The sequence below is a fragment of the Marinobacter sp. L-46 genome, from assembly GCF_056859535.1.
Genome location: NZ_JBSXOP010000077.1, coordinates 167,460 through 179,194, shown reverse-complemented (window position 1 = coordinate 179,194; position 11,735 = coordinate 167,460). Strand labels below are relative to the sequence as shown.

General features: G+C 54.5%; 9 protein-coding genes and 1 pseudogene. 1 reads left to right on the top strand and 9 read right to left on the bottom strand.

Going from position 1 to position 11,735, the window contains the following annotated elements; translation table 11 throughout:
- Window positions 1-252: 252 nt before the first annotated feature.
- The 8 genes and pseudogenes from gmtX to AC13DJ_RS14015 form a co-directional block, all read right to left on the bottom strand.
- Entirely contained in the window at window positions 253-888 is a 636-nt protein-coding gene (gmtX, locus tag AC13DJ_RS14050; RefSeq protein WP_138437833.1) for a gamma-mobile-trio protein GmtX, read from the bottom strand.
- Complete coding sequence (gene gmtZ / locus AC13DJ_RS14045) at window positions 881-4,168, bottom strand: gamma-mobile-trio integrase GmtZ (RefSeq protein ID WP_138437834.1); 3,288 nt, start codon at window positions 4,166-4,168, stop codon at window positions 881-883. The genes gmtX and gmtZ overlap by 8 nt, the downstream gene beginning before the upstream one ends.
- Window positions 4,158-5,519, bottom strand: coding sequence for a gamma-mobile-trio recombinase GmtY (gene gmtY / locus AC13DJ_RS14040; protein ID WP_474539176.1), 1,362 nt, complete (start codon window positions 5,517-5,519; stop codon window positions 4,158-4,160). The genes gmtZ and gmtY overlap by 11 nt, the downstream gene beginning before the upstream one ends.
- 144 nt (window positions 5,520-5,663) lie before the next feature.
- A pseudogene (locus AC13DJ_RS14035) lies at window positions 5,664-5,780 on the bottom strand (radical SAM protein); the annotation flags it as partial.
- A 40-nt stretch (window positions 5,781-5,820) separates the two neighbouring features.
- Window positions 5,821-6,270, bottom strand: a complete 450-nt coding sequence (gene sixA / locus AC13DJ_RS14030; protein WP_022988216.1) for a phosphohistidine phosphatase SixA — start codon at window positions 6,268-6,270, stop codon at window positions 5,821-5,823.
- A gap of 25 nt (window positions 6,271-6,295) precedes the next feature.
- Window positions 6,296-7,357, bottom strand: coding sequence for an NAD(P)H-dependent glycerol-3-phosphate dehydrogenase (locus AC13DJ_RS14025; RefSeq protein ID WP_058340899.1), 1,062 nt, complete (start codon window positions 7,355-7,357; stop codon window positions 6,296-6,298).
- Between the two features lie 51 nt (window positions 7,358-7,408).
- On the bottom strand, window positions 7,409-7,900 hold the full coding sequence (locus tag AC13DJ_RS14020; protein WP_022988214.1) for an STAS domain-containing protein: 492 nt from the start codon (window positions 7,898-7,900) through the stop codon (window positions 7,409-7,411).
- 14 nt (window positions 7,901-7,914) lie between these two features.
- Entirely contained in the window at window positions 7,915-9,123 is a 1,209-nt protein-coding gene (locus tag AC13DJ_RS14015; RefSeq protein ID WP_058340898.1) for a PP2C family protein-serine/threonine phosphatase, read from the bottom strand.
- 114 nt (window positions 9,124-9,237) lie between these two features.
- On the opposite strand from AC13DJ_RS14015, the gene AC13DJ_RS14010 reads away from it, so the two are divergent.
- Entirely contained in the window at window positions 9,238-10,722 is a 1,485-nt protein-coding gene (locus AC13DJ_RS14010) for an HD domain-containing protein (protein WP_058340897.1), read from the top strand.
- On the opposite strand, the gene AC13DJ_RS14005 is transcribed toward AC13DJ_RS14010, so the two are convergent.
- Window positions 10,723-11,733 carry an NAD(P)/FAD-dependent oxidoreductase gene (locus AC13DJ_RS14005; RefSeq protein ID WP_482933515.1) on the bottom strand — a complete coding sequence of 337 codons (1,011 nt, stop codon included), beginning with the start codon at window positions 11,731-11,733 and terminating at the stop codon, window positions 10,723-10,725.
- Window positions 11,734-11,735: the final 2 nt, after the last annotated feature.

Sequence of the window (11,735 nt, the reverse complement as noted above, 5' to 3'; positions counted from 1 at the left end):
TGACTCCAGCTCCTTTCGTTCAGAGTCGCTCACTTCAAGGGGTCTAGCTATTCGCGCCATGGTTGTTTCTCCTGTCTCTACTTGTGAGATTATACAGGATCGGAGAATTATCTATGCGAATTTTTGTTAAGGGACACTAGCTCGCCACGGTTTAACTGGCCCCGGTGAACGATTTGCTCAAAATCCTCGTCCGTTTGCGTGGCCGCCCAGCGTTGGAAGCCAACGAGGTTCTGGCGAGCTTTCTCTTGTCCATTAGACATGCTTTAAACTCAGCACTTTTTCAATGATGTCAACGAAGCCATTACGGAAGATCACCTTGCCGTTTTGGTCCTTGATACTTCCACGTTCCCCTCGAACCCAACCCTGTCGCATCAGGAACTCATCAGAAATCGCTTCCTTCAGTGCGTCCAACTCATGACTCAGGAAATTTGGAAGTTGTGATTCAACCGCAACTTCCGAACCGGAACGGCAGTCAATTTCCAGCTTTTTAATCGACGCAAACCCTTTATTTTCGGCTCTCAGGTGACGCACTTGCGCAATCAAATCGAGGACAAGGTAACGGTGAGTCGGGTTTCCCAGATCATCCACCCAATCATATTTCCCAGACGGCGTCATGCGACCTTTGATTTCTTTTTTCTTCTGATCGCCAAGCGCCTGCCATGCATCAATCAAAGCTCGATACGGTTCGCCCGTTTTATTCCGGATCGTTTGAGCACTCGGAACCCCACGGTTATCGCCGAGCTTGGCAATCGTTGCGATTCTAAAATCAACGGCACCCGAGCTATGATGCTCCTGACAGACCTCATGCAGTGCTTCCAGGGATTTTCTTGAGCGAGCGCTTTTTAGTTGGCTCAGTACCGCCTCGTAGACTTCGTTTGGATCACTCATGGCAGCTCTCGATTCCTAACGCGAATTTCAGAGACCCATTCATGACCGATTCGATCTCTTTGCGTATGTCAGCGAATCTCAATGGTTCAGCCAGGTCTTCCAGCGAGATTTGACCGTTCACCAACCTGTCAGCAAGGTGCCAGTCATTCCCTGTTTCCTTCATAAGCAATTGAACAACCTGGTTGGCAGCCTTGAGCTGTTGGTCTTCGGTTAGCCTGAACATTGCCGGAGCGATCCCATTGGTGTCAGCAAGTTTATCTAACATCTGACTGAGCAAAGGCTGTGCTCTGGACGCACTCGCGCTTTCGTAGATTTCGGCGTTCGCGCAAACTTCAGCCAATAGCCTGAAATCGCTTTGCTGCTCTTCCAGATGCATGCCCATTTCCACGTAATTTTCGCTGACAATCAATTGCTGTTTATCCGTCTCAGTTTTGCTCAAGAGTGCCGTAGATTGAGTGATGAGCCGGTATAAGTGCTGGAGGTCGCACGCCAGCATGTCGAGTTTTTTGGCTTTTTCTTCGTAAGCAGCAGTGACTTTTTTGAGTTTTCTTGCGTTCCCAAACACCTTGCCTGCACTCTCGGCATCGTACCGCTCGTCATCGAACGCCTGCCTTTGTTCCTCCAGCTCGTGGTATTCCTTGCGGATGACGTTAATTTCGAGAATGACTTCGTTGGCGATGGCCGATAAGCCCCCAAGGAAAGCTGGGCCCGTGATGAAGAACCGGCATCGGGGGCAGTTTCTCGTTCCCAGATAGCCACTGGGAACCGGCGCGTAAAAAGCCTCGGCCTTCCGCTCGACCAATGGTTCACCACCTTCGTCACACTTGGCTCCGCCCACGGGACAAATTCCGATACTCATCAATTGAAAGGCGGCGGCCGGCCAGTCCGAATTCAAACACTGATCCAGAGTGGTTCGATCTGTGGCAATGAGCTCTGGTCGAGCCTCATCAATCTTCTTCTGGATGATGAGGTCCTGGTAGCGGTCCAGACTTTGTTCGATCGCCCGTTTCTCGGCAGCAGCCAACTCCTTTCGCATCAGGCTATGGCCAACTTTCGTGTAGTAAATTGTCATTACGAGTGACGCATGGCCAACCAACTTTGAGATCACAGTGATGGGCATTCCCCCATCGACAATGTACGCCGTAATCAGGCTGACCCGCAGAGCGTGGGGGGTAAATTGGCTCTTGTACTCCACACTGTTCTTTTTCTCAATTTTCTCAGCGAGGTCTTCCCCTAGTTTCTGGCTATAGAATAGCAACGCAGGCAAGGTGCGTGCGAAGGCGGTTGTCGTGAACATGGGCGAAACTTTGTCTTCGCAAGCCAACGAAGCCGGATCGCGAAACAAAAACGCCTGCGTCCCCCTTCTCTTGAGGATGTCCTTGTTAGTTTTTTGTCGAAGTTTGATTGCAGTCCAAGGGGTTAACCTTTCGATTGGGTTGTACTTGGCTTGCCATTCCCGTAATTGGATCACCCAGTAGGCCAGGTCATCGGGCATATAGGGCACGCTGTAGCCCCCGAGTTTCTTTCCGGTTTTGTTCGTCGTGATGTAGGAACTCAGTTCCCCGTCTTCGCCTCTTCGCAGGAAGCCCTGGTTGCGCTTCGGAGTGGCAAGATGACTGGTATTTTTGACCCATCGAACCTCACCGTCGTGCCAGACAGGAATGATCTCGTCGCCCTCGCCACTGTCCAGCCAACAGATTTGCTGCCCGCGCAGCGGCATCGACAACAACATGTAGTTCGCCACAACCTTGACCGGCGACCAGAGTTCGACGGCCTCCTCAAAATACCGCTCACCATCCGACTTTCTACGATCCTTAGTCACGGTCCGATAAATGCAGTTTGGATCGGTCTCATCAATTAATTCGGGATCGCACTCAAACCAGCAGTCCTCCAAAAAGCAATGTAACTGATGCAGATCGCGGAAAGATTTGATCTCCGAAGGAATCAGATGCTTTCTGGCGCGGACGATAGAGTCCATTGGGAGCGGCGGTTTGTTGGACTCGCTGCGTCTTATGGTTGGCAACTGGTCCAAGTAGCCTTTGAGAACGGTCCGCAATGGGTTGCGATATCCTGGCAAGAGAAGCAGCACGCCCTCATCGTCCTCATCGGAACAATAGGTGTCTAAAGCCCAGTCAAAGAAATCCGCACAAATGTTGTGCCTTGTCCTTTTTTGGGTATCTCCCGTCGACTGGACGAACGCCTCATAAATGCGTTCGTTGAACGGTATGTCCTTCGACAGCATGGCGCCGGGATTGTCAGGTAGGTTTTGCTTCGCAACAACGTCTTTTAAGAAGGCTCTTAACTGATAGTATTTAGTGTTTTGGTTGGTCCCTGCTTCCACATATCTCTGGATTGCTTCCCAGAACCTCGGATAAACGGTGAGTAATTCTGGATCGAACGCGCTTTCGTTTCCCAAAAAGCTAAACCAGCCTACCCACTCATCGGCGTACACCTGGTCGGGGCGACCCGGCAGCTTGGGGTCGTTCCGATACCCCGCCTGGTATTTATTTATACTTTTGAAACCTTGCGCCTGCGCGGCCTGAGACGCTTCGGCCAAGGTGGCATATTTCTCAGCCGGACGCTCTGTTCCCAAAAACTCGCACCAGTCCACCCACTCATCCGGGTAGGACTGCTGGGGAAGGTGCGGAAGCTTTGGATCGTCCCGGTACCCCGCCCGATATTCTTTCGAACTCTTGAAACCTAGCGCCCTCGCGGCCTGTGACGCTTCGGCCACGGTGGCGTATTTCTCAACCGGACGCTCTGTTCCCAAAAACTCGTACCAGCCCACCCACTCATCGGGGTAGGACTGCTGGGGAGTGCGCGAGAGCTTGGGATCGTCTCGATACCCCGTGTTGTATTCTTTCTGGCTCTTGAAACCTAGCGCCCGCGCGGCCTCTGATGCTTCGGCCAGGGTGGAGTATTTCTCAACCGGACGCTCTGTACCCAAAAACTCGTACCAGCCCACCCACTCATTGGGGTAGGACTGTTCGGGGCTACTCGGCAGTTTGGGGTCATCTTTATACCCCATGTAGTATTCTTTCTGACTCATCAAACCCAGCGCCCGTGCGGCCGCTGACGCTTCGTCGAGGGTAATGTATTTTTGTTGTGCATTACGGAGAAAATGAGGCCAGCTTACCCACTCATCTGGGTAGGCTTTGTCCGGCATTCTTCGCAGCCTGTCGTCTTCCTTATAGCCCTTTTGGTATTCTGCCGCCGTCTTAAAACCCAACTTCTGCGCGGCCTCGCACGCTTCGGCGTAGGTGGCGTATTTAGTCGTCATGTGAAATTCCCTTCGAAATGGCAGATATCGAGTGCTGTTCGGGTGAGAGCCTCTTCAAGTGCGCTCGCATCTGTTTCTCGGACAGTTCGGTGTATACTTGCTGACTTTCTATCGATTTATGATGGAGAGCATTTTTAATGATCAGGGAGCTGGATTTGGCGTCAGACAACGCCTGCCCGTATGAGTGACGATGGGCATGGGCCGTCGTTCCAGCTTCTTTTGAGAATGGCAGGCCGATTCGTTCTACTGCTCTTTTGAGCGACTGGTTGTAGCCTTTGATCGAGTGAGGAGCCCCAGTGCGTGTTGTAAACGCAAACGGATGATTGTCATCGTCCGAATACCGCTGATAGGTCAGGTAAAGCCGCCATAACTCATTGAAGGTTTCGCCCGCAGATTGTGGAAACCACCAAACCTGTAAGAAGTGCCTATTTTCATTGTCTTCTTTCGGATCTTTCCAGCCCGCATGCAGGGTGTGGGATTTCGGGTACTCGAATCGCGGCTTTAGGCCGAACCGCTGACGCAGTTCTTCTCGCCTGCTTGGGCTGTTCTGACCGACTTTTCCTTTGTCGGGGTGAAAGACTTTTACAAGCGCCGTTCCATCTTCCCAGGGGATAATGTCTTCTACCCAAAGGTGAAAGCATTCGCTAAGGCGCAGCCCTCCATAGTGCATCAGCATCGTGATCAGTACATTTTTTAGGTCGAGCCGCTCATGAATCCTATCGCTGGTCTCGAAGCCGTATCGAACGAATCCATCCCAAAGCAAATCATCAATCCGTCCTTCCGGAAAACTTTTCTTGCTTTCGGTACCCTTAGAGCCAGAAACCTTCCTGGGCATGACATATCGAGAATAAGAGGGATCCGGATTGTTTGCCCAAAGATGGGATAAAAAGGCACGGCGCTTTTTCTGATAGTGGGCTGCCAACCCCATCCATTCCTCGTAACGAGTTGGTTTGACCTTCGGGTTTATCTGGAATTTTTTTTCTTCGTGTTGGCGAGCCAACCAGTCGGTGTAACTTGTAATGAGCTTGATCAAAAAGGCCGCATCGTTATCTGAGCGTGGTTTCCAGCGCAACCAACTGGGGTCATTACCGTCCTCGCCAATCGTTCCCGTGTAAAGGCTGTTGGAAAACTCTCGAAAAAGTTCATAAGGTTTATCGAAGCAGCCCTCATTTTGCTTCGTGTAATCGATCAAAAGCCGGACTGCGAAGGCGCTTCTGTCTTTCCAACTCCGTGACTTATTCCGATGGACGATCAAATAGTCCAGATAACTTCTCAGCAGGCCATCGTGCGTCACGATTACCGGAAGACTGACCTGGAGTCCGGTGTTATCCATTCTGATGTTCGCTTCCACACAAACACTATTAAGCACATTTTTCTCGTATTTGTAGTATATTTTTAATAGCACTATAGTGTGCTTAAAGAAAAAAAGAAAGTGCGGATTAGGAGCTATTGGGGATTTTTAAGGGGTTTTTAGTACAGAAATTTAATTCTACTAATCGCAAAAAGTACACTGGTTCCAGGAGCAGCCGTTGGTCACCGGCAGGATCAGGGACTTTGCCTCGCTCGGCGGGCGGAAGACGGGTTCGATATACTCGATCGGAAAGCTGTACATGGCGTCTCGAAACTTGCGAAATGGAATGGCAGGGTAAAGATCAGGGCAAAAACTGTTCTTTCAAGTCAGCGCAGCCCGGGCCCACCACCGGCATATCCAGCACCACGGCCTGGGCGGTCATAAAGGGAATGCCCTTGCGATGGCCGTCCACCAGCAAGGTAGACAGGCTGCCCACCAGGGGCATGTGGGACACCAGCATCAAACGGGAAATATCGGTTTCCAGTAAAGCGTCAAGGCAAAGCCCAGGATCATCGTCCGGGGTAATGAACGGCTTTTCGTCTACCGGGCAATTCAGCACTTCAGAGACAATCGCTGCGGTTTGCCGGGCCCTGGTGTAGGGGCTGCACCAGATCCGGTCCGGGCGCCAGGAGGATTTGCCGATTGCCGCGGCCACGGCTGCAGCCCCGTGCCGACCCACATCGGTGAGCTCCCGTTCCTGGTCCAGGCTGTGCCAGCCGGCTTCGCCATGGCGCATGATGATCAGTTGCATAAGCGCTCCTCGTTCGCAGAAGCCTTTACTGGGTGATAGTCCGGGGCAGAATAAATTCTACGTCAGAGTTCTGTACCGCCATCATCAGGCTGCTGATGACCGCGTTGATCGAAGCACCGTTGTACAGGATCTCGTAAAGCCCCCGCACCAGCGGCATGTAAATGCCGATGGATTCCGATTTCTCCCGCACCAGTTTCAGGGTGTAGATGCCCTCGGCTACCTGGCCCAGCTCTTTCACCGCTTCGTCCAGTTGCTTGCCCTTGCCCACCGCGTAACCAATCCGGTAGTTCCGGCTTTTGTTCGATGTACAGGTGGCAATCAGGTCGCCAACACCCGCCAGCCCCATAAAGGTCATCGGGTTGGCCCCAAGGCTTACGGCAAAGCGGCTCATTTCCGCCAGCCCTCGGGTAATCAGCATGGCCCGGGCGTTTTCACCCATCTCCAGCGCCGAGGCCAGTCCGGCCACAATGGCGTAAATGTTCTTGAGGGCGCCGGCCAGCTCTACGCCATACACGTCTACGTTGGCGTATACCCGGAAATACTCGCACCCCAGCAGATCCTGCACCGTGCGGCGAACTTCCGGATCCTTGGCGGCAATGACCGTGGCGGTCAGCTCACGATTGACGATCTCGGCCGCCAGGTTCGGGCCGCTGAGCACACCGGAGCGACAGCGTGGAAGCTCCTCCATCAGGATTTCGCTCATCAGCTTGAAGCCGTGTTCTTCAATACCCTTGGTCAGGCTGACTACAATCTGCCCTTCCCGGAATGCGTCGGCATTCTCGCGGATCACAGAGCGGAAAGCCTTGGAAGGGATAGCGACCAATACCACTTCGGCCCTGGCAACCGCTTCGGCCAGGTCTGTGGTGGGCTGCACGTCGCCTTCAATGGTGACATCCGGCATGTAGCGCTTGTTCACACGGGTACGGCGAACTTCCTCCGCCTGGGCTTCATCGCGCATCCAGAAATGGACGGTGTGGCCGTTTTCGCCAAGAACCTTGGCCATGGCGGTACCAAAGCTACCGCCACCCAGCACTGCAACGTCGTAAGACTTCGCCCCGTCTTTCGGGGGAGTGGTGTTTTCAGGCATATCATTTCCGTTTTATTGCGTACGGGCAGCGCACCCGTGGCGTGCTGAAACCTAGCCGGTTTCTTCACACTCGAGGGCACGCACCAGATTCTTGAATTCTTCCCTGTTCTTGCTGTTCATACCCATCAGGATTTTATGGGCGTCCAGAACCTTGTCTCTCACCTGCTGCTCGCTGGCCTTGAGTACGGGAATTTCTTCGAGTTCTTCTATCCGGGAAGCGGGCTCGCGCACAATGATAAAGATCTTGTCGAAACCCATTGAGGTAATAATGCGGGTAATATCAGGGTTGGTCGAGATCAGAGTCGGCAGGAAGCGGCTCTGCTTTCGGGCAGCCAGGGCAATCTTGGCCAGCAACCCGAGGGTGGTGCTGTCGATAATTTCGGTCTCTGTCAGATCGATAATTACCGTTTTGAACTGCGGGTTACCCGTGATGGTCTCAACCAGATTGTCCAGCGTCGAACACAGGTTCAGCCGGATTTCCCCAATAAACTTCAGGACGTAAATTCCCTGCTTTTCTGCTTGCAGGATCTTATAACCAGCCATTTTTCACACTGCCACTACGTCGACGACGTGTTATCTGGCCCGTCAAGGGCATCAGTTACCGAAACTATCGCGATATCGTCGGGCAACTCGGAGATGGTATCCAATCCCAGAGCCTCACTCAGCGATGCGATAGTGTGACTACCTCCAGACACGAGTTCAAGTAGTGTTCGTTCCTTTTCATCCAGCGATTTCGGAGCAATTACCTCCAGAATGCCGTCTGAAAACATCAACAACCTGAACGGCCGGTCCAGATGAACCTGATACACCTCCCATTCGGGATCTTCGAATAACCCCACAGGCAGGCCATTGCCTTCCAGAAACCGGGTTTCGCCGTCTTCAAACGACAAAATCGGCATCGGGAAATGTGCCCCCACCGCATAGCTCAGTATACGTTCAGATATGGAAATTATCCCCACAAACACGGTTACGTGTTTACCCAGGCCGGTATCGAGCAGTTCCGAGTTGATCCGCTCGAGAAAGCGCTCCGGGTGAAGGATGTCGTCGCTGGACTGCCGTTTGAGGTTGCGCTGCAAACGATTGGTCAGGTTTTTCAGCAAGACGGTGACAAAGGCAGAGCTGGCACCGTGGCCGGAAACATCGGCGATGTATACCAGCACCTTGTCTTCGGAGATGCGGAAATAATCGAGGAAATCGCCGCTCAGGTAGAGCGAGGGTTTGATCTTGTGGTCGACCTGCAGCCCGGAAATCTGCAAATCGTGGTCCGGAAGCATTCGCAGCTGCACTTTGCGCCCGGCGTTCTGGTCTGCCCTCAGCTCCGCAATACCGCTACGCAGCTCCCGGTTGGTTTCTTCCAGCTCCTGTCGGTACAACTGGTTCAAGCGGTTAACCCGCACCCGGTCGAACAGTTTACCGATAACATCATCCAGTGCGCCTTTGTCGTCGTTGCAGGGCTTGAGCACCACATCGGCGGCACCGGCCCGCAGCGCCTGGATAACATCGGTACTGGAGTTGCTGGCCGTGCAGGTAACCACCGGAATAAAGCTTTCCGAGTCCGCCAGCCGGGTGGTGAGATCACGGATGGCGTCGGCGGGCAGGTCTGCAAAGATGACGTCCGGGAGTTTATCTTCGAACAAGCCGCGGGCGGACTGGATATCGGGATACCCGGTCACGTAGAAACCCCTCGCTTCAAGGTAGCGTGACAAATCGTTTCGAGCCTGTTCGTCGGCATCGATAATCAGTATGCGCTCGGTGCGCGAGTTCATGTTGATTGCCTTAAACTACCAGCGATAAAAGAGAAATTCGGGTCATATCGCCTATTCTGGCATGCCCCTGTGATATAACAAGGTCGCTGTCATCATTTTGGGAGAATTGTAACCATGCGACGTGCCGTCAACGACCTGCTCGGAGCCTACGACAAGCTGATCATGGATCCGGTTCACGGGGGTATTCCCCTGTACCGCCATGAAATACAGGTTATTGACCACCCGCTGTTCCAGCGTTTACGCAACATTTGCCAGAACGACATTCTCAGCCTGGTGTTCCCCGGTGCCACCCACTCCCGGTTTCTGCACAGCATTGGCGTAATGCATGTGGGCACCCGGATGTTCCGCTCGATGATCGATGCCTACCTGCGGGAGCGGCAACTGAGTGAGCGCATGGACCTGAGCCTGAGCCAGCTTGATGCCATCGACTACCTTGCCAAGACCATCCGGCTGGGGTGCCTGCTGCACGACAGTGGCCATTCCAGCTTTTCCCACCAGTTTACCCAGGCCCGGCGCATCCGGGAGCTGATGTCCCGCCCCGGACGGTTTGCCGACCTCTGGCAGGGCGTGGATTACTCCCGCTACCACCAGGGCGAGCCGGACGAACTGGAGCATGAGCACTATTCTGTGCGGGTGGCACACGAAGTGCTGACCTCGGTCGACCTGGAAAGCGCCGGCCTGGATGCGGTGGATGTGATCGGCATTATGGAGACCACAGACGTCACCCCCAGCGACACCTTCTGCCGCCACGCACGCACCTTCTGGGATTTCATCGCCGGCGACGATGCCGTTGCCGGGGCGATTCCGGAACGCGACGTACCCGGGCTGGTCATGGGACTGTTGTCGTCTATTGTATCAGGCGAGATTGATGCCGACCGGGCCGACTATATGCTGCGTGACGGCTTCCACAGCTCCGTCACCATCGGTGGCTTTAACCTGGACCACCTGCTCAGCAACCTGCGATTTGGCTGGGACGTAACCGAGCCCTGGATGGGGCTGGCCATTACCCAGAAAGGCCTGGGCGCGCTGGAAGACTTTGTGTACAGCCGTTACCAGATGTACCGCAAGGTTTATGCCCACAAGACCGCCCTGGGGTTTGACTGGCTGCTGCGCGAGGCGATTAACGAAGTCCTGGAAGACCCGGAAAGTTTTGAGTGGATCGATACCTGCCTGAGCGATATGAACTACTTCGCCGAACTGACCGACAGTTTCTTCTGGGAGGCGTTCCGGAAAGTGGCAAGACGGCAGCCGAAGAGCTATTCCTTCAGCATTGTGAACCGGGTGAAGCTCAAGCACCTGGACACCCGGGAGAACATGGCCAAGGCAGAGATTACCCAACACGGCAACTGGCTGGCCGGAGAGCTGGGCCTGAACCCGGTGGATGTGGTCACCTGCTCCATGCGGGCCCGGTTTTCCAACATCCAGGACAATTTCAACGGCATCAAGGTACTGGTGAAGAATCCAGTCAGCCGGGAGCGGTCGCTGCGGAAGATCACCGATGTCAGCGCGTTCTTCTCCAAGTTTGGCGATGGCACCATCACCCACTTCTACCACCGGCCGGAAGTGACCACCCGGGCCCCTTCCGACCTGATGGAATAATCAGCCCAGGGCTTCAACCAGGCGAGCGGCGCTCTCCCAGGCGCCCTCTACCCGGCCGCCATTGAGCCAGTCTCCTGCCAGACCTACGCCCAGCCCGGGCTCCAGCAGATAACCGGGCTGTTCCTGCTGCACCGAGCGGGCGTAAAGCCACCTGTGCGCTACGGCATCGGTCGCAGCGCCCTGATACCCGGTCAGTTCGTAAAAGGCTGCCAGCAGTTGCTCCGACACTTTTTCGGCGGGCTCCTCTACATGGGCCTGCGTCCATTCCGGCGTGGCATGCAGCACCCACCACTGGCCCTGATCGTTGCGCTCCGGTTTGGAGGAGTTGTTAGCCACCCAGTAAAGCACGTCGGAATCCGGCCGCATGGCGTCGAATTCATTGCTGGGAGTTTCTTTAAAGTGCGCGGCCACTGCCCAGCAGGCCAGAATACTGTCTTCAGAATGGCCAAGGTAGCCAGCCAGTTCATTCAGCCCACTCGCCTCCAGCAGATCCCGGGCCTGGGCCGGAGGCGCTGTGATGATCACCTGGTCGTAGCTGCCGTGGTCATTGCCTTCGGTGCAGATCAAGCGCCATTGCTCCCCGACCCGCTCCAGTTTCGCAATCCGTACCTGCGCGGTTACCGGAACGTGTTCGGACAACGCCCGGGTAATGGCGGTCATTCGGGGTACGCCTACGTAGCGGGTTTCCTCGGGGAACGCCTGCCACTGTTTATCCTCGCCCTGAAAGCCGAAACGGCCCTGCCAGGGGCCAAAATTGTCTGCTCCGGCAAACGCCCTCAAAAACGCCAGAAACTCCGGGTGACGGGCCGTGAAATACTGGGCTCCGATGTCCGACGAGCTTCCCGAAACCCGTTTAGACGACATACGGCCACCGGGGCCACGACTTTTCTCGAAGACCCTGACATTATGGCCCTTTCGGCCAAGCAGAATTCCTGCGGTAAGGCCCGCAAGCCCTGAACCAATAATCGCGATACTTCGTATTGATGGGGTGTCTGACGTTACATTGAGCATGG

Bases quoted from the DNA above. Each gene is read 5' to 3' on its own strand.
- AC13DJ_RS14010 (WP_058340897.1), top strand. From the start codon at position 9,238: ATGCGACGTGCCGTCAACGACCTGCTCGGAGCCTACGACAAGCTGATC.
- gmtZ (WP_138437834.1), bottom strand. From the start codon at position 4,168: ATGACGACTAAATACGCCACCTACGCCGAAGCGTGCGAGGCCGCGCAG.
- AC13DJ_RS14020 (WP_022988214.1), bottom strand. From the start codon at position 7,900: ATGGCTGGTTATAAGATCCTGCAAGCAGAAAAGCAGGGAATTTACGTC.
- AC13DJ_RS14015 (WP_058340898.1), bottom strand. From the start codon at position 9,123: ATGAACTCGCGCACCGAGCGCATACTGATTATCGATGCCGACGAACAG.
- gmtX (WP_138437833.1), bottom strand. From the start codon at position 888: ATGAGTGATCCAAACGAAGTCTACGAGGCGGTACTGAGCCAACTAAAA.
- AC13DJ_RS14025 (WP_058340899.1), bottom strand. From the start codon at position 7,357: ATGCCTGAAAACACCACTCCCCCGAAAGACGGGGCGAAGTCTTACGAC.
- AC13DJ_RS14005 (WP_482933515.1), bottom strand. From the start codon at position 11,733: ATGCTCAATGTAACGTCAGACACCCCATCAATACGAAGTATCGCGATT.
- sixA (WP_022988216.1), bottom strand. From the start codon at position 6,270: ATGCAACTGATCATCATGCGCCATGGCGAAGCCGGCTGGCACAGCCTG.